At 77.0% G+C, this 21,165-nt stretch carries 22 protein-coding genes; 10 read left to right on the top strand and 12 right to left on the bottom strand.

What is annotated here, in order from left to right:
* Positions 1 to 53 precede the first annotated feature (53 nt).
* Positions 54 to 716: an SDR family NAD(P)-dependent oxidoreductase gene (locus KPL57_RS46830; protein WP_226356910.1), complete on the bottom strand. Its 663-nt coding sequence runs from the start codon at positions 714 to 716 to the stop codon at positions 54 to 56.
* A gap of 55 nt (positions 717 to 771) precedes the next feature.
* The gene (locus KPL57_RS46825; protein WP_226356909.1) at positions 772 to 1,752 is read right to left on the bottom strand and encodes a hypothetical protein; all 981 of its coding nucleotides are present in this window, start codon (positions 1,750 to 1,752) and stop codon (positions 772 to 774) included.
* Positions 1,753 to 1,824: 72 nt separating this feature from the next.
* Between KPL57_RS46825 and KPL57_RS46820 the strand changes: the two genes are divergently transcribed.
* The 5 genes from KPL57_RS46820 (at position 1,825) to KPL57_RS46800 (ending at position 7,530) form a co-directional block, all read left to right on the top strand.
* Positions 1,825 to 2,361, top strand: coding sequence for a dimethylamine monooxygenase subunit DmmA family protein (locus KPL57_RS46820; RefSeq protein ID WP_226356908.1), 537 nt, complete (start codon positions 1,825 to 1,827; stop codon positions 2,359 to 2,361).
* Complete coding sequence (locus KPL57_RS46815) at positions 2,358 to 3,296, top strand: PDR/VanB family oxidoreductase (protein ID WP_226356907.1); 939 nt, start codon at positions 2,358 to 2,360, stop codon at positions 3,294 to 3,296. The genes KPL57_RS46820 and KPL57_RS46815 overlap by 4 nt, the downstream gene beginning before the upstream one ends.
* Positions 3,293 to 4,267 carry a heme-dependent oxidative N-demethylase subunit alpha family protein gene (locus KPL57_RS46810; protein WP_226356906.1) on the top strand — a complete coding sequence of 325 codons (975 nt, stop codon included), beginning with the start codon at positions 3,293 to 3,295 and terminating at the stop codon, positions 4,265 to 4,267. Before KPL57_RS46815 ends, KPL57_RS46810 begins: the two co-directional genes overlap by 4 nt.
* Positions 4,268 to 4,422: 155 nt before the next feature.
* Positions 4,423 to 6,165 carry a DUF222 domain-containing protein gene (locus KPL57_RS46805; RefSeq protein WP_226356905.1) on the top strand — a complete coding sequence of 581 codons (1,743 nt, stop codon included), beginning with the start codon at positions 4,423 to 4,425 and terminating at the stop codon, positions 6,163 to 6,165.
* Between the two features lie 111 nt (positions 6,166 to 6,276).
* Positions 6,277 to 7,530, top strand: coding sequence for a hypothetical protein (locus tag KPL57_RS46800; RefSeq protein ID WP_226356904.1), 1,254 nt, complete (start codon positions 6,277 to 6,279; stop codon positions 7,528 to 7,530).
* Between the two features lie 347 nt (positions 7,531 to 7,877).
* Here KPL57_RS46800 and KPL57_RS46795 read toward each other — a convergent pair whose 3' ends face one another.
* From KPL57_RS46795 to KPL57_RS46780, 4 genes are read right to left on the bottom strand one after another with little or no spacing between them, the layout of a single operon-like run.
* The gene (locus KPL57_RS46795) at positions 7,878 to 8,966 is read right to left on the bottom strand and encodes a hypothetical protein (RefSeq protein WP_226356903.1); all 1,089 of its coding nucleotides are present in this window, start codon (positions 8,964 to 8,966) and stop codon (positions 7,878 to 7,880) included.
* A gap of 45 nt (positions 8,967 to 9,011) precedes the next feature.
* Positions 9,012 to 10,265 (bottom strand): glycosyltransferase family 2 protein, encoded by a 1,254-nt coding sequence (locus KPL57_RS46790; protein ID WP_226356902.1) that lies wholly within the window; start codon positions 10,263 to 10,265, stop codon positions 9,012 to 9,014.
* Positions 10,262 to 11,221, bottom strand: coding sequence for a hypothetical protein (locus KPL57_RS46785; RefSeq protein ID WP_226356901.1), 960 nt, complete (start codon positions 11,219 to 11,221; stop codon positions 10,262 to 10,264). The genes KPL57_RS46790 and KPL57_RS46785 overlap by 4 nt, the downstream gene beginning before the upstream one ends.
* On the bottom strand, positions 11,218 to 12,231 hold the full coding sequence (locus tag KPL57_RS46780; RefSeq protein ID WP_226356900.1) for a glycosyltransferase family 1 protein: 1,014 nt from the start codon (positions 12,229 to 12,231) through the stop codon (positions 11,218 to 11,220). The genes KPL57_RS46785 and KPL57_RS46780 overlap by 4 nt, the downstream gene beginning before the upstream one ends.
* A gap of 75 nt (positions 12,232 to 12,306) precedes the next feature.
* Here KPL57_RS46780 and KPL57_RS46775 point away from each other — a divergent pair, with 75 nt between their 5' ends.
* The 4 genes from KPL57_RS46775 (at position 12,307) to KPL57_RS46760 (ending at position 16,246) form a co-directional block, all read left to right on the top strand.
* The gene (locus KPL57_RS46775; RefSeq protein ID WP_226356899.1) at positions 12,307 to 13,209 is read left to right on the top strand and encodes a WcbI family polysaccharide biosynthesis putative acetyltransferase; all 903 of its coding nucleotides are present in this window, start codon (positions 12,307 to 12,309) and stop codon (positions 13,207 to 13,209) included.
* Positions 13,210 to 13,356: 147 nt separating this feature from the next.
* A complete protein-coding gene (locus tag KPL57_RS46770; RefSeq protein WP_226356898.1) occupies positions 13,357 to 14,418 on the top strand; it encodes a glycosyltransferase in 1,062 nt (353 codons plus the stop codon).
* Entirely contained in the window at positions 14,415 to 15,449 is a 1,035-nt protein-coding gene (locus KPL57_RS46765) for a glycosyltransferase (RefSeq protein ID WP_226356897.1), read from the top strand. Before KPL57_RS46770 ends, KPL57_RS46765 begins: the two co-directional genes overlap by 4 nt.
* Positions 15,446 to 16,246 carry a glycosyltransferase family 2 protein gene (locus KPL57_RS46760; RefSeq protein ID WP_226356896.1) on the top strand — a complete coding sequence of 267 codons (801 nt, stop codon included), beginning with the start codon at positions 15,446 to 15,448 and terminating at the stop codon, positions 16,244 to 16,246. The genes KPL57_RS46765 and KPL57_RS46760 overlap by 4 nt, the downstream gene beginning before the upstream one ends.
* Positions 16,247 to 16,259: 13 nt before the next feature.
* On the opposite strand, the gene KPL57_RS67965 is transcribed toward KPL57_RS46760, so the two are convergent.
* From KPL57_RS67965 to KPL57_RS46750, 3 genes are all read right to left on the bottom strand, one after another.
* Entirely contained in the window at positions 16,260 to 16,388 is a 129-nt protein-coding gene (locus KPL57_RS67965) for a hypothetical protein (RefSeq protein WP_255655334.1), read from the bottom strand.
* A gap of 141 nt (positions 16,389 to 16,529) precedes the next feature.
* A complete protein-coding gene (locus KPL57_RS46755; RefSeq protein ID WP_226356895.1) occupies positions 16,530 to 17,093 on the bottom strand; it encodes a hypothetical protein in 564 nt (187 codons plus the stop codon).
* A 30-nt stretch (positions 17,094 to 17,123) separates the two neighbouring features.
* Positions 17,124 to 17,744: a LysE family translocator gene (locus tag KPL57_RS46750; protein WP_226356894.1), complete on the bottom strand. Its 621-nt coding sequence runs from the start codon at positions 17,742 to 17,744 to the stop codon at positions 17,124 to 17,126.
* A gap of 81 nt (positions 17,745 to 17,825) precedes the next feature.
* Here KPL57_RS46750 and KPL57_RS46745 point away from each other — a divergent pair, with 81 nt between their 5' ends.
* Positions 17,826 to 18,308 carry an Lrp/AsnC family transcriptional regulator gene (locus KPL57_RS46745; protein WP_226356893.1) on the top strand — a complete coding sequence of 161 codons (483 nt, stop codon included), beginning with the start codon at positions 17,826 to 17,828 and terminating at the stop codon, positions 18,306 to 18,308.
* Positions 18,309 to 18,314: 6 nt separating this feature from the next.
* Here KPL57_RS46745 and KPL57_RS46740 read toward each other — a convergent pair whose 3' ends face one another.
* The 3 genes from KPL57_RS46740 to KPL57_RS46730 are packed head-to-tail and all read right to left on the bottom strand — an operon-like array spanning position 18,315 to position 21,156.
* Positions 18,315 to 19,202, bottom strand: coding sequence for a sugar phosphate isomerase/epimerase family protein (locus KPL57_RS46740; RefSeq protein ID WP_226356892.1), 888 nt, complete (start codon positions 19,200 to 19,202; stop codon positions 18,315 to 18,317).
* The gene (locus KPL57_RS46735) at positions 19,199 to 20,194 is read right to left on the bottom strand and encodes a Gfo/Idh/MocA family protein (RefSeq protein ID WP_226356891.1); all 996 of its coding nucleotides are present in this window, start codon (positions 20,192 to 20,194) and stop codon (positions 19,199 to 19,201) included. Before KPL57_RS46735 ends, KPL57_RS46740 begins: the two co-directional genes overlap by 4 nt.
* Before the next feature lie 35 nt (positions 20,195 to 20,229).
* Complete coding sequence (locus KPL57_RS46730; protein WP_226356890.1) at positions 20,230 to 21,156, bottom strand: sugar phosphate isomerase/epimerase; 927 nt, start codon at positions 21,154 to 21,156, stop codon at positions 20,230 to 20,232.
* Between the last annotated feature and the right edge of the window lie 9 nt (positions 21,157 to 21,165).

Raw genomic sequence — 21,165 nt, 5'->3', positions numbered from 1 at the left:
GCAGGGGCCCCGGTGCCCGCCGCAACGACTACGCCACACCCCCGGGAGGGCGCTCAGAGGTCGTCGGCGAGATGGCGGAACCCGGCGGGCCGGTCGCGGTGCAGGGTCCACAGGGTCCCGGCGAGCACGGCGGGGTCCTTGCGGGGGTGCCCGGGCTCGATCGCGCCGGGGACGATCAGCTGGGCGACGTGCACGCCGTCGCCGGCCAGCTCGTCGTGCAGCATCGCCGCGAACGCGCCGAGCCCGGCGAAGGCGATGGAGGTGCCCGCCACCCGCGACGACGGCCGGGCCCCGCTGCCGCCGTTGACGAACAGCACCGTGCCGCGGCCCAGCGCGCGCATCCCGGGCAGCACCTGGTGCACGGCCGCGACCGGGCCGTACACCGACATCTCGACCGGCCCGACGAGGTCGGCCGGGGTGGTCTCGAGCAGCGGCCGCAGGAAGTCCTTCTGCGGTGCGGGGCTGTACTGCAGCACCTCGACCGGCCCGACGGTCTCCGCGACCCGCTCCAGCGTCGCGGCCAGGGCGGCGGGGTCGCGGGCGTCGGCGGTGAAGGGGTGCGCGGCGACGCCGTCGGCGGCCAGCTCGGCGGCCAGCGCCTCGGCGCGGTCGCGGCGCCGTCCGATCAGGGCGACGTCGAACCCCTCGCGCCCGAAGCGCCGGGCCGTCGCCGCGCCGAGCCCCGGTCCGGCACCGACGATCGCGATGGTGGTCATGGCGTGATCATGCGGGTCGTGGCGCGGACGCGCACGGTCCGCGGTGCCCGCTGGGTCAGCCGCCCGAGAGCAGGGTGAGCCGGTCCGCGACGGCACCCAGCTGGGTGCTCATCCCGTTGAGCTCCTGGGCGGCGTCGCCGAGCAGCCCGGGGTCGCCGAGGGAGGCGCCCGCGATGCAGTGCCGGGCGGCGTCGGCGCCCGCGGCGAGCCCGTCACGCCAGTACACCTGGGCGACGGCGTCCGGGATCGCCGGGTACGCCTGCGCGGAGGCGACCTCGTCGCGCAGGTCGCGGCAGGCCTCGACCAGCGCGACGGTCCCGCCGCCGGACCCGGCGCGCGCGATGTCACGCAGGGCCTCGGTGATCGCGGTGACGTGCACCTGGCCGCCCGCGGCCCGCCAGTCGCCGACCGCGGCCGTCGCGGTGGCGGCGTCGTCGATCCCGCGGCCCGCCGCACCCGCGGCGCCGACGACCACCGCGAACACGACGAGCATCCCGGCGATCCCGGCGGCCAGGCCCGCACCGACCGCGAGCGGACGACGGCGGCGCGGCAGCAGCGTGGTCGGGAAGCCGGGCAGCCTCCCGTCGGCGCCGGGCCCGGCGGCGGGCTCGACGACGACCGGGGCCGGGGTGAACCAGGGCCGCTCCGGTGCCGGGGCGGGCGGCGCGGGGTGCGCCCCGTCACGGGGTGCGGGGACGGCCGCCCACCAGGGCGCCGTGCCGTGCTGCGGCGCGGCGCCGTGCTGCTGCGCGGTGGTCCGCGGCGCCGGGCGGGGCTGCGGTACGGCGATCCGGTGGGCGGACACCTCCCGCTGCGGTGCGGCGGCGCGGTGGTCGTCGACGTCCGGCCGGGTCACGGCCTCGGCCCGCGGGGCGCCCCGCTGCGCCGGGACGGCGATCGTGGGCGGGGTCTCACGCAGGGCGTGCCGCGGGCGGTACGACGTGCCGTCCATGACGTCCCCCTCTCCGGCGTGCGGGCGCTTCACGCAGTTCATCGCGCCGGCGCCGAGATCGTCACCGACTCCCGACAGTTTCACCAGAAATGGCGACCCGCGCATTCGCTGGGCGCCATCCACCGTTCACGCGACGCTCGTAACATCGCGCCCGTCATGGCCGATCCCGTCCGCCCGCTGCGCACCGGCGCGGCCGCCCCGTCCGCGCACGTCGCACCGGGCCGGACCACGGTGCCGCGCTACGCCGGCCCGGCCGGCCGCGGCGACGCGCCGCACCTGGTCGTCGTCGCCGGGTCGGCACCGGATCCCGGCCTCGGACCCGACGACCGCCTGGTCCGGCTGCCCACCGGCGGGGACGCGGCGAGCCTGCTGGACCGGGAGCTCGCGACGCTGGTCACCGGCACCAGGATCCTGGTCACCGGCCCCGAGACCGTCGTGCAGGCCGTGCGCGCCGCGGCGCTGCACCGGGGCGCCCTCGACGAGGAACTCGTCCTGATCCCGACCGACGTCGCCGACCCCACCCGGGACCGGACGGTGCACTGCGGACACTGCCACCACCGCGTCGTCGTGCACGCCGACGTCGGGGACGCCGTGGCCTGCCCCGGCTGCCGACTCGTGCTGCACGTCGCCGGGCACCACTCGCGCCGGCTCGCGGCGTTCCTCGGCGCGCCCACCCCGCAGCGGGCGCCGTGACCCGGCCCGCCGTGCACCTGCGGGTCGCCGCGGTCACCGACGCCGCGCCCGGAGTCCGTTCCCTGGAGCTCGCCGCCGCACCGGGGACCGGGCCGCTGCCCGCGGCCCCGCCCGGCGGCCACATCGGCGTCGAGTGGGCGCCCGGCCGCTGGAACTCCTACTCGCTGACCGCGCCGTCCCCCGCACCCGACCGCTGGCACATCTCGGTCGCGCGACGCCCGGACTCCCGCGGCGGCCCGGTGTGGGCGCACGGTCTCACCCCCGGCGACGCGGTCGTGGCGACGACGCCGCGCAGCTCGTTCCCGCCGGTCGACACCGCACGCCACCACCTGCTCGTCGCGGGCGGGATCGGGGTGACCGCGGTCCTGTCCCACGCCCGCTGGCACGCGTTCTGGGGGAACCCGTTCAAAATGCTCACCGTCCACCGCCCCGGTCCCGCCCCGCACCGCGACGAGCTGCGCGCGCTCTGCGGGGACCGGCTCGTCGAGGCCACCGGCCGCGTCGAGGCCCACGCCACGCTGGAGCGGCTGCTGACCACGGCGCCGTTCGGCAGCCACGTCCACACCTGCGGCCCGCCCGGTCTGATCGCCGCGGCCGCGCGGACCGCCCGCGCCGCGCACTGGGTCGACGCCCGCATCCACGCCGAGGCGTTCGTTCCCGAACCCGAGCCCGGTACCCCGTTCCGTGCGGTGCTGCGCCGCAGCGGTCGCACGGTCGAGGTCGGTGCCCGCGAGACCCTGCTCGACGCCGTGCACCGCGCCGGGGTCACCGCGCCCGCGATGTGCCGGCGCGGGGTCTGCGGCGAGTGCGTGACACCCGTCGTCGACGGCCGGGTGGAGCACCGCGACACGGTCCTGACCGCCGACGAGCGCGCCGACCGGATGGCGCTCTGCGTGTCCCGCGCCGCCGGGACGACACTGGAGCTGGACCTGTGACCGGCGTCGAGGACTACCCGTTCCCGCTGCCGCACCCGACCTACCGGATCAGCGCGAACGTCGAACCGGCCGGGGTCGAGCGCCGCACCGAGGCCGGACGCTGGGGCGCGCGGATCGTGCACGACGGCCCGGACCGTCCCGCCGTCGCCGCCGAACGTGCGTCGACCCTGGACCGCGAACCCGCCCGGTTCGTCGCCGCACCGCACGCCCGCGCGTCCTGCTGGGACGCCTGCCTGTACCTGCTCGGGCGCCTCGCCGCCGAGCAGCCCGGCACCTGCACCCTGACCCGCACCCCCGGCCGGCCCGGCAGCACGGGCGGGTGGCGGTTCTGTGACGCGGCCACCGGCACCGACCACGAGTTCGTGTTCGGCGACGACGCCACCCTGCCCGAGCACCCGTTGCGCTGGGTGTCCCGGCTCGTCGCGGAGGACGTGGTGGTGCTCGGCGCCCGCGACGACGCGCTGTGGCTCGACGCCGGTGCCGTCGCGTTCGCCTCGGTCTGGTCGCTCGGGTTCGACGCCGGCATGAGCTTCCGGGAGCTGCACGGCCCGGTCCCCGGCAACGGTCCGGGCGGGGTGTTCGAGCGCGCCGAACGTTTCCTGCTGCGGCTGCATCCCGGCGAGGCCTACCGCCGTCTGAACTGGGGGCTGCAGCCCGACGACCGCCGCGACCTGTCCCTCGACGCCGCCCCGCTGTGGCAGCCCGCCCGGACCCGGCTCGACCTCTCCGACCCCGGCCGGCAGATCCACCTGCGCACCGAGGTGCAGCACCTGGTGCGGCTGCCGCTGACCGGCGCGGTGCTGTTCCTGATCGGGATCCGCCTGCTGCCGCTGGACGAGGTCGCGCGGGTCCCGGCCTGGCGCGAGCGCCTCGTGTCGGTCCTGGAGACGCTGCCGCCGGAGGTCGCGGAGTACAAGGAGCTGGAGCCGCTGGCCTCGATCGCCGCGGGGTGGCTGCGCGCCGGGTCCTGACCGGCACCGGCGGTGGCGTCCCTACCGGTGCGCGGGGCGTCCGTGCGCGTTCCGCGGAACGCGCCCCAGAGCCCCGTCTCCCCTACGGCTCGCCCCGAACTGTCGGACCCCTCGGCCACGCTGATGCGAACACACGTTCGATACAGGAGGCCGCAGTGGATCCGTCCATCGACCCGACCACCCCCGCAGCGGAGCCCGGCCCACCGCTCAGTCTGCACGCCCTCGAGTCGGAGCTGCTCGGTCTCGCCGGCCACATCGCCGCCGCCGAGTGCCGGTTCCTGCGCCTGCTCGCCGAGTTCGACGACCGCGGCGGCTGGTGCGGCGTCGGCGTCCGGTCCTGCGCCCACTGGCTGACCTGGCGCGCAGGGATGAGCCTGCGCACCGCCACCGAGCACCTGCGCGTCGCGCACGCGCTGACCCGGCTGCCCCGGATCACCGAGGCGTTCGCGGCCGGCCGGATCTCCTACTCCAAGGTCCGCGCGATCACCCGCCTCGCCGGCGCCGAGGACTCCGTCCTGGCCCGCATCACCGCCACCCACACGTCACCGGCCGCCGCCCCGTCCCGGACCGCCGCATCCACCCGTTCCGACACGGACCCCGGCACCGACCCTCCGGCCGACGACCGCACTGCCGACATCACCCCCGACACCAGCACCGCCCCGGGGACCGAGGCCGGAGCGGGCGCCCCCGCGGGAACCGGATCGCACAGGGCCCCCGAACCCGCGACGCGTGCTGCACCCACCGGCGGCCCCGACCCGGCCGGGCTCGGCACCGACGGCACCCCACCCGCGCCCGCGCGACCGACCGACGGCCCGACCGACGCGACCGACCCCGCTGCGGACACCGCGTCGCCGGCATCCGCGCCCCCGTCCGCGGAGCAGGTCCTGCTCGACCTGGCCCTGACCGGCACCGCGAGCCACGTCGAGACCGTGGTCCGCGCGGCCCGCCGCCGCGTCGCACCGCCCGCGCACACCGCGGCCCTGCGTGGTGTGAGCTGGTACCACGACACGGACGGCTCGTTCGTCCTGCGCGCCCGCCTCACTCCCGACGACGGCGCGGCCCTGGTCGCCGCGATCGAGGCACATGTCGTCGCCGTGGCTCCCTCGACCGCGGCGCCGTCCCCCGAACCCGACCCGCGGGTCGGTCCCCACGAGCGGGCCCGCGAGGCCGCCGAGCACGCCCCGGGCGCCGTCGTCGACACCCTGGCCGCCCGCCGCGCCGATGCACTGCTGCACCTCGCCACGCGCGACGGCGACGACACCGGCGGACCGGTCGTGTCCCGTCCCGACACCCGGGTCACGGTCGTCGTCGACGCCGCCACCGGCACCGCCCGCCTCGACGGCGGCCCCGAGATCCCCGCGCCGACGGCCGAGCGGCTCGCCTGCGACGCGCGGGCCCGTGTCCTGCTCACCGACCGCCACGCGAACCACCTCTACCTGGGCCGCTCCCGTCGGCTCGCCGGACCCGGACAGATCGCCGCGCTCAGCGCCGCAGGCGTCGCCGAGGGCCGGCCCGGGTGCCGCTTCCCCGGCTGCGCACACACCCGGCACCTGCATGCACACCACGTCCGCCACTGGTTGCACGGAGGCCCCACCGACGTCGACAACCTCGTGCTGTTGTGCAGCTTCCACCACCGGCTCGTGCACGACCACGGCTACGCGATCCTCCGGCCGCCCGGGGAGACCTGGACCTTCCACCGCCCCGACGGCACCGTCGTCCGTCCCACCGGAGCTCCGCTCGACGGCTGCGCCGACACCCTCCTGGAGATCAACACCCGGGCCCGGCTCCGCATCGACCGCGACACCCTGACCCCCGACTGGTACGGCGACCGCCTCGATCCCGGCCCCATCCTGGACGCGCTCCTGCCTCCCGTCACCGCTCCGGCGGCCGCGGCCTGACACCACGAGCAGGTGCCGCCGCCCGCGTTCCGCGGAACGCGACGGCATCGCGCTGCACCGCCCGACCACCCACCGCCCGATCGCGACCGACAGGTACTAGCCTCGCGCGCCGTGACCGACGCGACCCGCACCACCGTGCTCGACCTCGTCGCCGACCCCGGGCTGCCGACCGAGCTCGCCCACCGGCTCGTCCGCGACCTGCCCGCCGCGCTCGGGGAGCACGACGACGCCCGCTGGGAGGTCCGCCTCGCCGACGAGCCGATCGTCCTGGACGAGCGCGGCGCGCTGCCCGCTCTCGACATCGGCGACCGGGTGCGCGAGCGGGACGGCGCCGACGCCGTCGTGCTGCTCACCGACCTGCCGCGCCGCTCCGGGGCGGATCCGGTCGTCGCCGACGGCGGGACCGGGCACCGGGTGGGCCTGGTGTCGCTGCCCGCGCTGGGCGCGATCAACCAGTACCGGCGGTGCCGCGACACGGTGGTCCGTCTCGTGACCGGGCACCTGGTGCCCCCGGACCGCGCGGGCGCCGGGGAGAGCGGAGCACCGGACGCCGGTCATGCAGGACCGCTGACCCGGATCGACTCGGGGCCCCGGGCCGGGACCGACGGCGACCACCACGACCAGGACCGCGATCAGGACCGCGACCGGGATCGGGATCGGGATCGGGCGGACAGCGACCCCGCCCGGCGCGGGCCCGCGGACGACTCCGATGCCGGCAGCGGCGGGGTGGAGGACGACGTCGACGTCCGCCTCGCCCTCACCGGGCTCCGCGGGCGGGTCCGACTGCTGGCCGGGATGGTCCGCGCGAACCGTCCGTGGCGGCTGGTGCCGAGCCTGTCCCCCGCCATCGCCGCGGCGGCGGCCGGTGCCGCGTTCGGGATCTTCTACTCCAACATCTGGGAGCTGGCGACCGCGCTCGGGACCGCCCGGCAGGTGACGGTCATGCTGATCGCCCTGGTCGGGATGACCGCGTGGCTGATCCTCGACAACCGGCTGTGGGAGTCGCGGCGACACCGCTCGCTGCGCGAGGAGATGCTGCTGTCGAACCTGTCGACGGTGATCACGGTGGCGTGCGGGGTGCTGGCGATGTTCGCGCTGCTGTTCGTCCTCGCGCTGGTCGCGGCAGTCCTCGTCATCCCGCCGGACTACCTCTCCTCGACGCTGATGCGCGAGTCCGGGCCGGACGACTGGATCATGATCGCCTGGCTGTCGACGTCCATGGGGACGGTCGCCGGGGCACTCGGTTCCGGGTTCGCCGACGACGGCGCGGTCCGCCAGGCCGCATACAGCCGCCGGGAGCAGGAACGGCGGGCACGGCTGGACCGGGCCGACGACGGTGACCACGGCGGGGGCACCCCGGCCTGACCGACACCGGCCACGCGCCCGCTCCGGCCACGGCCGCGGCTGCGGCTTGCGGTCGCTCCCTGACGACGGCGGACCGGCTGTCGCACCGACTGCACTCCCGGGCAGTGGCGGCGACAGTGCCGATGACGACGGTGTCCGCGCGGCTCCGGCAGCGGTCGTGACGGCCGGACCGGCGGTGCGGCGCGGTGTGTCGCGGTGCGGTGCGGACGGCGACGCCGCCGGCCAGCTTGGCGAGGCCGGCGCGGCGACCGAGGTCGAGCTCAAGGAGCGCAAGCACCGCATCGAGGACGCCGTCCGTCACGCGCGGTGCGGTGCGGTGAACCCGGAACCGGGGTGGATCCGGCGGGTCAGCCCTGGGCGAGAGCGTTCCGCAGAACGCGCAGCGCCGCGGCGTCCCGTGCCTGCCCGTCCGCGGCGGCGTCGAGCCGGGCGACCAGGTCCGCAGGCAGGTCGAGCACGATCCGGACCGGCGCCACGTCCGACTCCGCGCTCGGGGTACCGGCGTCGTCGCCCCCGGCGCCGTCGGAACCCACCACAGCGGCAGTGGGTGCCGTCGTCGCCTCACCGTCGGCCCGCGCACCGGCCGACGCGGTGCCGGCGGTCGCGGCCCGCGTGGCCGTGTTCCCGGCGGACGCGGGCCCGGGAGACGTGGACCCGGCGGAGGCGGTCCCGGACGACACCGCCTCGGTGGCGGCCCCGGCGGAGGCGGGCTGAGTCCCGGCGGAGGCGGGCTCGGTGGCGGCGGGCTCGGTGGGCGCGGGCTCGGTGGGCGCGGGCTCGGTGGGCGCGAGCTCGGTGGCGGCGGGCTCGGTGGCAGCGGGCTCGTGCCGCCGGCCGCGCAGGACGAGCGCCAGCACGGGCAGGGCGATGGTGCCGAGCGCGTCGACGATCCCCGCGACACCGAACCAGCGCCAGTACCACTCGCGGTCGCCGACCGCGCCGTCGGTGATCACCGGCAGCGCCAGCATCGTCGCGACGACGGCGATCGCGGCCAGGGTCAGCCCGAGGCCCGCGCGGATCACGGTGCGGCGCCGCTCGGCGAGCAGCAGGAGCAGGTTTGCGTGCGCCAGGCTGATCGCGACGATCGTCGCCACCAGCAGGGTCTTCAGCACCGAGCCGTCGCCGTCGCCCTCGAAGAGCCCGTCGCCGCCCCAGACCAGCCACAGCGCGGCCCCCGCGGCGACGACGCTCGCCGCCAGGCCGGCGAACCCGAGGGCCCGCACGGCGCGGGTGACGACGGCGAGGTGGCAGAGCGCCGAGGTGCCGAACGCGGCGACGATCAGGGTGGTCGCGACGATCCGGGCCTGCAGGTCACCGAAGCCGCCGCCGAGCAGGGCGACGATCCCGCAGAGCGAGGCGACGAGCAGCGAGGCGACCACCGCGACGATCATCGCGCGGCGGGCCCCGCGGACCGGGGAGGCAGCTGGTGCGGTCATGCCGGCGAGGCTAGGGCCATCCGGGGCGGTCGGGCCTCCGTAGGGCTACGGCATCCCGGCGAGCAGGGTCGCGACGCCCTGCCGGTGCTGGGTGACGGCGTCGTCGACCCGCCCGCGCCGGGCCCGGCCCGCCGCCCGGCTGGAGACGAGTGCGGCGAGGGTCCGCCCGTCCGGACCGGCGATCTCGACGCGACCGAGGTCGTGGCCGGTGAGCAGGTCCATGGCGCGGGCCAGCGCGTCTGGCGGGAGCGGCGCGTGGACGTGCAGCCGGGCCCGGGCGCGACGCAGCCGGTCGGGGCTCCACGGGCCGGTGTCGGCGACGCCGCGGTAGAGCTCGTCGAGCCGCGGGTCGCCGCCGGGCAGCCGGACCCGCACGTCGCGATGGGTCTGGTTCAGCACCGCGTCGACGATCTCCACCAGCTCCCAGCCGTGCGCATCCGCGTCGACGGTCGCGAGCACGTCCGGGACCGCGCCGGGCAGCGGTGCGCCGCGCACTCCCGGGTCGGGGACGAGCGCGGCGATCCGGATGCGTTCGCCGTCCTTGCCCCCGCCGACGGCGTCGTGGTCCTCCGGACGTGCACCCCAGTCGGGGCCGTCGTGCCAGGCCACCGCGGCCGGTTCGTGGACGAGCAGCGCACCGTTGTTCCAGGCCCGGTAGGCCAGATCCCAGTCCTCGCCGCCGTAGCCGACGTAGCGCTCGTCGAAGCCGCCGAGGTCGTCGAACAGGCTGCGGTGCAGGGCGAGCACGGCGCTGATGACCAGCTGCCAGTCCGTGCCCGACGCGTCGAGCAGGTCGCGGGTGCGGCGGTAGCCGTCGGCGAGCCAGGCCGGGTCGGGCAGCTGCGGCGCGGCGGCCGGGTCGTCGCCGGGGGCGGTGCCGGACAGGTCCGCGTGCCGGCGACGCCCGACGGCGAGCACGTCCGGGCAGGCCGCGATCCGCGCGGTGAGCGCCGCGACGAAGCCGGGCCCGGGGACGGTGTCGGCGTCGAGGAACACCAGGACGTCACCCTCGACCTGCGCGGCGCCGCGGTTGCGCGCAGCGGCGGCGCGGAAGCCGCGGTCCTCCTGGGTCACCACCCGCACCGGGACCGGCCCGGCCGGCGCGCCCGGGTCGGGCGGCTCCGGGGACCCGTCGTCGGCGACGACCACCGACACCGGCGACCGGGTCTGCGTCTGCAGCGCGGCGACGGTGCGGGCCAGCTGCGCGGGCTGGCGGTAGTGGCACACCACCACCCCCACCGACGGCGGCGGCCCGGTGTGCGGCGCGAGCAGGTCCCAGCGGTTCCCCGGCACGCTCACCGGGCGACCATCCGCCGGTAGAGGGCGGCGTGCCCGGCCCCGGCGTCCGGCCAGTCCGGGACCGGGCCGCGGGTCGCGCCGGGCCGGGTCAGGGCGTCGGCGACGAGGGCGTCGCGGCGGGTGTCGTCGTCGTAGAGCGTCAGGGCGCCCGGGGCGGCGGCGTGGACCTCGCGGGCGTAGGCACCGGCTGCGGCCAGCGGGTGGCGGCCGTGGGCCAGCCACGCCAGCAGCGAGCCGCTGGCACTGACGGTGCGGCTCGGCGCGACCGGGACGGTGACCGCGGCGGCGGCCGCGGCGAGCGCCGCCGGCTCCAGGTGCCCGGTGAGGATCCAGTCCACCCCGCGGGATCGGGCGTGCCCGGCGAGGGACCGCGCGAGCTCGTCGTGCCCGTCGGACACCGCCCCCGCGGCGACGACCGCCGGCCGGTCCGGGTGCGCCGCCGCCGCGTCGATGACGGCCTCGTGCCCCTTGCCGGGGTAGACGAACCCGAGCACGCCCAGCGTGGAGCGCCCCGCCCAGCCCGGCGCCTGCTCCGCGGGCACGACGACCGGCAGCGGCAGCGGCAGGGTCACCGGGTCGGCCGCGCCGAGCGCGCGGGCCTTATCGGCCTCGTGCCCCGCGGACACGACGACCGCGTCGGCGACCGCGACCACGCGCCGGTACCCGGCGCAGCGGCGGACGTCGCGGGCCGGGTCGGGGTCGGCGCCGGGCAGGTCGTGCAGGGTCACGACCAGCGGCCGCGGCAGGACCTGCGCCTGCTCGACGAAGGCGTCGGCGGCCGCGGCGACCCCGGCGCCCCACAGCGCGTCGGTGAACTGGGCGTGGGTGAGGTCGGCCTGGCCGGAGCCGACCGGGACGACGCCGTCGGCGACCACCGCGGCGGCGACGGCGGCGGCGTGCCGGACCACGCCGTGCCCGGACGCCCCGGGCGCGACGACCCGCACGGTGACGGTCACCGCGCCACCCCGGCCAGGACGCGGCGGTACTCGCGGGCGTGGGCGTCGGCGACCTCGGCGCGGCGCCGTTCCCGGTCGCCGGGGTCGGCCCGCCAGGCCGGGCGGGTCCGGTGCGCCAGCGCGACGGCGGCGCGCAGCGAGGCGTGGTCGGGACCGTCGTCGGTGAGGGTGTAGGTCAGGCAGGGCGCCTGCTCGCGGAAGTGCCCGACGTCGGGCACCAGCGCGGTCGTGCCGAGGTCGTGACAGGCCTCCAGCCAGCCGGAATGGGTCCCCCACCGGTACGGGAGCACCGACACGTCGAGCTCCTGGAGGTAGGTGTGGAGGCCGTCGTCGTCGAACGGGGGGTGCACCCGCAGCTCCAGGCGGGGCTCGTCGCGCAGGGCGTAGGCCACGGCGCGGCCGCGCGCGTCGTCGTGCGCGTCGACCCGCAGCCGGACGTCCCGCGGGGCGGTCGCGGCGAGCGCGCGGGCCACCCCGACCGGGTCGGCGTTGGTGCGGTGGCTCTTGGCGTGCAGGCCGACGACGAACCCGTCGGCGCGGCGGGGCCGGGGGCGGCGCAGCCACTCCGGCCCGACGACGGCCGGGTGCCCCAGCACCAGCGCCTCGCGTCCCCAGCGTTCCCGGATCCGCGCGGCGGCACCCGGGGTCAGCGTGACGAGCCCGGCGGCGGCCGGTACCAGCACGTCGAGGGCCGCGGCGTGCGGCGCGGGGTCGGCGTGGTGCGGGTTGCGCAGGTCGTGCACGGTCAGCACCAGCGGTACACCCGTCTCCCCCAGTGCCGCGACGAGTGCCCGCAGCTGGTCGGGGGTGCGGTCGTCGAAGCCGAAGTGGACGTGCAGCAGGTCGACGTCCGCGGCGTGTGCGCGCAGGTGGTCGGCGTCGAGCCAGGGCGAGGGCCACCACACCCCCGGACGGGCACCCGGGACCGGCGGGTCCGGGAGCCGGACCACCTCGGGGTGGTGCAGCGATGCCACGTAGGGATGGGCGGTGGGCACGGACGCCACGCGCACGCGACGGCTCCTCTCCTCGGGTCCCCCGGGATGCCCGTCCGGGCGCGGATCAACCGCGCGGGCCACGATGACCGGGTGACCGATCCGCGCCGCCGCCACTACGGCGTCCTCTACGGCCTCGAGGCGCCGCCGCCGGGACCGCTCGCCCTGGTGTGGGGCAACTGCCAGGCCGAGTCGGTCCGGGTGCTGCTCGCCGGCGTCGACGGCCTGCCGGTCACCCCGGTGCGCATCCCGCCGGTGCACGAGCTCACCGCCGAGGACCTGCCCCACCTGCGCCGGCTGCTGTCCCGGACCCGGCTGCTCGCGTCCCAGCCGGTCCGCGACGACTACCGCGACCTGCCGCTGGGCACCGCCCAGATCGCCGACGGGCTGGCGCCGGGGGCGGTCGTCGTGCGCTGGCCGGTGATCCGCCATCCCGCACTGCACCCGTGGTCGGCGATCGTGCGCCACCCGTCCGACCCGGCCGCCGTCCCGCCGGGGGTGCCCTACCACGACCTGCGGGCCCTCGCGGCCGCCGCGGGACGCGAGCCGGGGCCGCCGCCGACGCCCGACGCGCTGCGCGAGGTGGGCCGCCGCGGCATCGCCGAGCTCGCCCGGCGGGAGGCCCGCGACACCGACGCCGGGGTGTCCGACGCGATCGCCGGGTTCGGCGCGGCGGCCGCGCACACCCTCAACCACCCCGGCAACGGGGTGCTGATGCTGCTCGCCGGGCGGATCCTCGACGCCGCCGGGATGCCGGGCGTCGTGTGTGACCCCGGACGCACCCTGCTCGGCGGGATCCGGGCCCCGCTGCGCGCCGACGTCGTCGACGCCCTCGGGCTGGACACGCCGCCGCGCCCGCGCTGGTGCGTCTCCGACCGGGCGATCGGCGAGGACGAGGTCGCCGCCGCGCAACGGGCCTGGTACGCCACGCACCCCGGATGGGTGGACGCCGGGCTGGCCCGGCACGCCGACACCCTGGACCTGCTGGGGCTGTAGCCGGACAGGGGGGCCCAAGGTCGAGTTGTGGGAGGGCCCGGGGCACCGCATGATCGGTGGAACGTCCGGGTTCAGCCGCCAGCTCGCACGGTTCCGCCCTACGAGCCTCGGAGCGTATCGACCCATGATCCCGTCCGCCTTCCACCGGTGACCGCCCGGATCGCGCTCATCGCCTCCGCCCGCTACCCGATCCGTGAACCGTTCCCGGGAGGGCTCGAGGCGCACACCGCCGGGCTCGCGTCCCGGCTGCGACGCCGCGGTCACGACGTGACCGTCTTCGGCGCGCCCGGCTCCGACCCCGGACTGCGGGTCCGGGAGATGGCGGTGCTGCCCCCCATCTCGCGTGCCGCCCGCAGCGACGTCGGCATGCCGCCGGAGTGGTTCCTCGCCGAGCACCACTCCTACCTGGAGCTGCTGCTGGCGCTCTCGCGCGAGCGCGGCCGCTACGACGTGGTGCACAACAACTCCCTGCACTACCTGCCGCTCGCGCTGGCCGACACCCTCGACGCACCCGTCCTGACCACGCTGCACACGCCGCCGACGCCGTGGATGGAGTCCGCCGTGCGGCTCGGCGACCCGCACCGGCTGCGGTTCGCCGCGGTCAGCGCGCACACCGCCCGCGCCTGGGCGCCGACCGGTGCCCGCGCGACGGTGGTCCGCAACGGGGTCGACACCGCGGCCTGGGAGTACGGGCCGGGCGGCGGGGTCCCGGTGTGGTCGGGCCGGGTCGTCCCGGAGAAGGGCCCGGTGGAGGCGATCCGGGCGGCGCGGCTGGCCGGGACCGGGCTGCGGCTGGCCGGGCCGTGCCCGGACCGGGCGTTCTTCGACGCCTGCGTCGCCCCGCTGCTGGGCGACGGCGTCGACTACGTCGGGCACCTCGACCACCGGGCGCTGGCCCGCCTGGTCGGGGACGCGACCGTCGCCGTCGTGTCGCCGTGCTGGGACGAGCCCTACGGTCTGGTCGTCGCCGAGGCGCTGGCCTGCGGCACCCCGATCGCCGGGTTCGCCCGGGGTGCGCTGCCCGAGATCGTCGACCCGCTCAGCGGGGTGCTGGCCGAGCCCGGCGACGTCGAGGGGCTGGCCGAGGCGATCCGCGCGGCGTCGCTGCTCCACCGCACCGACGCCCGCCGGCACGCCGAGGCGACCTGCTCGGCCGAGGTGATGATCGACGGCTACGAGCGGCTCTACCAGGCCCTGGCCGCGGCATGACCGGCACGATCGTCTACTACGTGCACCACCACGGCAGCGGGCACGCCCACCGCGCCGCCGCGATCGCCGCGCACTGCCGCACCCCGGTCGTCGGGGTCGGGTCCCGGCCCGCCCCGCACGGCTGGCCCGGCACCTGGCACGAGCTGCCCCTCGACACCGGCGGCAGCGACAGCGACACCGCCGGCACCGCCGACGTGACCGCGGGCGGGACGTTGCACTGGGTGCCCCGCCACCACGACGGTCTGCGCGCCCGGACCGCCGCGGTCTCGGCGCTGCTCGCCGCGGGCCCGGCCCGGCTGCTCGTCGCCGACGTGTCGGTGGAGATCGCGCTGCTGGCCCGGCTGCACGGGGTGCCGGTCGCCGTCGTCGCGCAGCCCGGGGAGCGGCTCGACCGGGCGCACCGCACCGTCTACGACCTGGCGGAGGTCCTGCTCGCGCCGTGGCCCGCCGATCCGCCGCGGCCGTGGCGCCCGGAGCTGACCCGCCGCACGGTGCACCTGGGCGGCCTGTCCCGCTACGACGACCGCACCGCCCGCCCGGGTCCGGGCCGTCGCCGGGTGCTGGTCCTGACCGGCAGCGGCGACGGCGGCGCCGACCCGGCCGCACTCGCCGCCGCCGCGGCCGCCACCCCGGACTGGACCTGGCGGGTCGCCGGCGGCCTCACCGGCGCGTTGCGCGACGCCCCGCCGAACCTCGCCTGCGCCGGGTGGACGGGCGGGGTGTGGGCCGAGCTGCAGGACGCCGACGTCGTCGTCGGGCACGCCGGGCAGAACGTCGTCGCCGAGATCGCCGCCGCGCGCCGCGCCGCCGTCATCGTCCCGGCCGAGCGTCCCTACGGCGAGCAGGTCGCGACCGGCGCGGTGCTGCGGGCGGCCGGGCTCGCCACGGTCCGCGACCACTGGCCCGCAGCGGCCGACTGGCCCGGGGTGCTCGACGAGGCGGTCTCCCGCGGCGGGGCGGGCTGGTCGCGCTGGTCCGACGGGCGGGCCGCGGAACGCGCGGCCGCGGTGCTCGACCGGATCGCCACGTGAGCGCGACCGGAGCGCGGGTCGCCGTGGTCACCGTGGTCCGCGGCCGCGCCGACCACCTCGCCCGCCAGCGCCGGGTGCTCGCCGCAGGACCGCCGGTGACCCACGTCGTCGTCGGGATGGGCGAAGAGCCCGCCACCGACGGTGCGGGCCCGCCGACCCACATGCTCACCGTGCCCGCGCCGGGGCCGTTGCCGCTGGCGACGGCGCGCAACGCCGGGGCGGGCGCCGCGCTCGCCGGCGGGGCGACGCTGCTGGTGTTCCTCGACGTCGACTGCCTGCCCGGGGACGGCCTGGTCGACGGCTACCTCCGCGCCGCGGCACGACGCCCGGACGCGCTGCTGTGCGGGCCGGTCACCTACCTGCCGGCGGGGGTGCTGCCGGAGCGGGACCTGCACCACCACACCGACCCGCACCCGGCGCGCCCGGCACCGGCCGACGGGGTGCTGGTCGCCGAGCCGCGCCGGGAGCTGTTCTGGTCGCTGTCGTTCGCCGTCTCCGCCGGCGCGTGGCGGGCCGGCGGCGGGTTCTGCGAGGACTACGCCGGCTACGGCGGCGAGGACACCGACTTCGCGCTGTCCTGCGGGCTGGACCTGGTGTGGGTGGGCGGGGCGCACGCGTACCACCAGCACCATCCGCCGGCCCGGACCGACCCGGCCCGGATCGCCGAGATCGTCGGCAACGCCCGGCTGTTCCACGACCGCTGGGGGTGGTGGCCCATGGCGGGCTGGCTGCGCGAGCTGCACGCGACGGGCGCAGTGGAGTTCGACCCGCGGCGTGACGTGCTGCGGGTCGGGTGAGACCGGCCGGGGCTCAGCGGGCGGTGCGGGGCGGGCAGGCGCAGAACTGCACCGGCCGCATGCACGAGTAGCACAGGTCCGACGCCCGGCCCGGCCGCGCACGGCGGGTCAGCGCCCGGTGTGCGAACGCGAGGATCGACATGACCGGGACCTTTCCCGGGGACACCGCCGTCACACGCGACCGGACCGGTCGAGGGGACGGACGGCCCCGCAGCTGCGGCGGACGGCCGCAACCGCCGCGACGTCCGGGCGAGCGGCTGCGGCCGACCGTCTCAGCGCGGGGTCACTCCGGGCCCTGCGAGCGCAGCTCCTCCACCCGTCCCATCGCCTCGCGCAGCTCGGTCAGCCACTCGTCGGCGTGCCGGCCGACCAGGCGCACCGACCAGGCCAGCGCGTCCGACCGGGACCGGGCCACACCGGCGTCGACGAGGGTGTCGAGCACCGCCCGCTCGGGCTGGCGCAGCCGGGTCATCACCGGCACCGAGATCGTCGTGAACAGCTCGGTGGTCCCGCCGATCCGCGCACCCCAGGCGACCTTGCGCCGGTAGCGGCTCTCGGCCTGGCGGGCGATCTCGATCCGCGCGTCCCGGGTCTCCTCGCGGAACCGCGAGATCCGCCCGCTCTCGGCGGCCGCGGCGTCGGCCCGTCCCGCATCGGTGTCGGGGTGGTCGCCGCCCGGCGGGGGCAGCTCCCCCACCACGACGATCTCGTCCCGGTCGACCGTCACCTCCGGCGCGCCGGTGAACCACCCGTCGGGCAGCCGTCCGGTGAACCACGCCGCGGCGTCGTCGGCCGGGGGGAGGTCGGCCTGCTGCCAGCCACCCCGTCCGCGTCCTCGTCCTGTCATCGCGCACCTCCTGCATCGATGATTACAGGATTACACTGTAATGAGCTGGGACGCCAGCAGGACGGCGCCGAGGGTCACCATCGCCGCGCCCGCGACCCGGGACACCACGCGCGCCGCGGCGGGCCGCGCGGCCAGGACGGTGCGGGCGCCGACGCCCACGCCGGTGTAGACGAGGGCGCAGCCCAGCACGTGCACGAGACCGAGCAGGAGGATCTGCCCGCCGACGGGGACCGGCGCCGCCGGGTCGGTGAACTGCGGCAGCAGCGCCAGGAACAGCAGCAGCGCCTTCGGGTTGAGCCCGCTCACCCCGGCGCCGCGGACCAGGTCGCCGAGGCCGGACCCGCCGGTGTCCACGGCCGCGGCGGCGGGGCCGGCCGGGCGGAGCAGCGTCGTCGCGCCGAGGACCAGCAGGTAGGCGGCACCGACAGCGGTGAGCACGGTGAGGACCTCCGGCCGGCGCGCGACGACCGCCGCGATCCCGGCCGCGACGAGCACGGCGAGTGCCAGGTGCCCGCTGAGCAGACCCGCCAGCGACGGCAGCACCGTCCGCCCGCGCAGCCCCGCGCGGATCATGTACGCCCAGTCCGCGCCGGGCGTCAGGACCAGCAGCAACGACAGGCCGGAGAACCCCAGCACGCTTCCGATCGGCATGCCCCGACGCTAGGCAGGATGCGCCGACAGGTGTTCCCGATGTTCCCACCGCGCGCCCCGGATGGTGCAAGATTCCTCTCCGTGGACGCGATCGACCGGAAGATTCTTGCCGAGCTGCAGGCCGACGGCCGCCTGACCGTCACCGAGCTGGCCGAGCGGGTGCGGCTGTCGGTGTCGCCGTGCCACCGCAGGCTGCGTGCCCTGGAGTCGTCCGGGGCGATCGCGGGCTACCGCGCCCACCTCGACGCGCACCGGCTCGGCCTGGGCTTCGACGCGCTGGTGTTCGTGACCATGCACGAGGCGGTGCAGGACACGGTGCAGGCGTTCGAGTCGGCCGTCGACGCCATCGAGCAGGTCGTCGCCGCCCAGCGGCTGTTCGGCGACCCGGACTACCTGCTGCGGATCATCACCCGGGACCTGCCCGCGTTCCAGCGCCTCTACGACGAGCGCCTCACCACGCTGCCCGGGGTGCAGCGGCTGTCCTCGACGCTGGTGATGAAGGACGTCGTCGCCGACCGGGGGCTGCCGCTGGAGCACGGGCTCACCCCCGGCCGGGCGGGGTGAGACGGGCTAGCGGCCGGCCGGGAGGTGCCCCTCGCCGAAGTGCTTCGCGACCAGCGCGACGATCGTCTCCCGCTGCCGCACGCTGATCTCGGCGGCGTGCTCCTCCCAGCCGAACACGCAGCTGGACAGCACGCCGTCGAACCCGGTCGCGGCGAGCGCGGCGAACACCGCGTCGAAGTCGACCTCGCCGCGTCCCATCTCGGCGTGCTGGTGCACCCGGACCGTCGACCCGGGCGGGTTGACGATGTAGCGCAGTCCGTGCGACGCCGTGTGGTCCAGGGTGTCGGCGAGGTGGACGTGGGCGAGCTTCCCGTCCGCCGCGGCGATGATCCCGGCGGCGTCGTCGCCCTGGTGGAAGGTGTGCGGGGTGCAGTAGAGGAAGTCGATCCAGTCGGCGTTCAGCCCGCGCACCAGGTTCACCGCGGCGTGCCCGTCCTCGACGAAGTCGTCGGGGTGCGGCTCCAGCACCAGCCGCACACCCTCGCGCTCGAACACCGGCGCGAGCTCGTCGAGCGAGCGCAGGAACTGACTCTCGGCGTGCTCCGGGGACTCCGGGCGCCCGTTGAACTCCGAGTTCATGACCTCGACGCCCAGGTCGACGGTCATCCGGATCGCCCGCTTCCAGGCCCGGACCGCGGCCTGCCGCTCGTCCTCACCGGGCCCGGACCAGCGCAGCACCGGCAGCACCGAGGCGATCCCGACCCCGGCGTCGGCGGCCCGCCTGCGCAGCCGCGCGACCGCGGCGTCGTCGGCGCGGGGGTACCGGAAGAACGGGAGGAAGTCGTCCTTGGGCGAGAGCTCCATCCAGGAGTAGCCCATCCGCGCGACGACGTCGGGCAGCTCGTGCACCGCGTGCGTCGCGTGGAACATCTGCGGGTCGAGCGCCAGCTTCACGGCCGCTCCCCCAGCCGGACCTCGACGCGGCGCCCGGTGGTGACGGCCTGCACCCCGGCCGCGCAGACGGCGACGGCGGCGTAGCCGTCCCAGGCGCCGGGGCCGGCGACCGTGCCGCGGGCGGCGGCGTCGACGAACGCCTGCATCTGGGTGTCGTAGGCCTGCCCGAAGCGGACCACGAAGTCCGGCGCGATGGACCCTCCCCAGCGTCCCGCGGAACGCAGGACGAGGTTCTGGTCGAGCCCGATGGTGGCCTGGCCGCGCTCGGCGACGAGCTCGGTGCGGACCTCGTAGCCGACGCCGGTACGGACGAAGGACTCGACGTCGACCAGCCGGCCGGACGCGGTCTCGAACAGCACCAGCATCGGGTCGGCGTTGCCCGCGGGCGAGGCCGAACTCGCGCGGGGGGTCAGCACGGTGACCGCGGTGATCTCCTCGCCCAGCAGGAAACGGGTGCAGTCGACCTCGTGCACCACCGAGTCGGCCATCGCGAACACCGAGGTGAAGTGCTCGGGCACCGCCGGGTTGCGGTGCACGCAGTGCAGCATCAGCGGATCCCCGATCCCGCCGGACTCGACCAGCGCCCGCAGTGCGGCGTACTCGCGGTCGAAGCGGCGCATGAACCCGACCTGGACCAGGCGCCGCCCGGTCGCGGCCTCGGCGCGGACGACGGCGAGCGCGCTCGGCTCGTCCATCGTCAGCGGCTTCTCGCAGAGCACCGGCCTGCCGGCCTCCAGGCAGGCCAGCACCTGCTTCTCGTGGGCGGCCCCGGGGCTGGCGAGGACGACGGCGTCGACGTCGTCGGCGGTGATCGCGGCGATCGGGTCGGTCTCGACCCGGGCCCCGACCCCGGCGGCGACCCCGGCGGCCCGGTCGGCGTCGGCGTCGGCGACGACGGCGACGCGGGCGCCCCGGACCCGGTGGGCGAGCGAGTCCACGTGGAACGCGCCCATCGCTCCGACGCCGATCACGGCGACGCGCAGCTCGGACATGGTGAGCCTCCTTGCTCGGTCTTCGGTGCCCGTGGTCAGGGGCGGGGGGTGCCGATCTCGACGGCGCGGTTGCCGCAGCCGGCGAGGTGGGTGTGGGTGCGCCGGGCGATCGGCAGCGGCGCGTCGGGCGGGCAGGGGTACATGTCCTGCTCGACGATCGCGTAGAGGTCGCGGCCGAGCGCGGCGACGGCGTCGAGCAGCGGCTCCATCGCGGGCACGCCGTGCGGGGGCTCGCACATGACGCCGCGGCGCACGGCCTCGGGGAAGGTGAGGTCCTCGGCCTCGACCTGGTCCAGCACGGCCGGGTCGACCTGCTTGAGGTGCAGGTAGCCGATCCGGTCGGGGTGGCGGCGGATCAGGTCGACGTTGTCCCCGCGGTAGTAGGACACGTGCCCGGTGTCGAGGCAGAGGTTCACGTACCGGGGGTCGGTGTCGGCGAGGAAGCGCTCGATGTCGCGCTGGTACCCGACGTGGGAGTCGGCGTGGCTGTGGAACTGCACGTGGAGGCCGTACTCGTCGAGGATGCGCCGGCCCAGCTCGTCCATGCCGGTGGTGAGCGCGCGCCACTGCTCCGCGGGCAGCTCCGGGCTCTCGATGGCCGCCCCGGTCCGGTGGTCGCGCCACGGCTCGGGGATGACGATGATGTGCCCGCCGCCGACCGCCTTCGTCAGCGCGGCGACGTCGGTGACCTGCTTCCAGACGTCCTCCCAGGAGTCCGGGCGGTGCAGGTGCTCGAACACGGTGCCCGCCGAGACCCGCAGCCCGTGGGTGCTGAGCGCATCGGCCAGCTCCGACGGGTCGGTGGGCAGGTAGCCGTAGGGCCCGAGCTCGATCCAGTCGTAGCCGGCGCCGGACACCTCGCGCAGGAAGCGGTCCGCGGTCGTCTGCTCGGGGTCGGACGGGAACCAGACTCCCCACGAGTCCGGTGCCGAACCGACGGTGATCCTGGAGGGGGTGGCCACGGTGTCTCT

The organism is Pseudonocardia sp. ICBG601 (genome assembly GCF_020496245.1).
The sequence above is the reverse complement of the archived record's forward strand: the minus strand, read 5'-3'. Positions and strand labels throughout refer to the sequence as shown.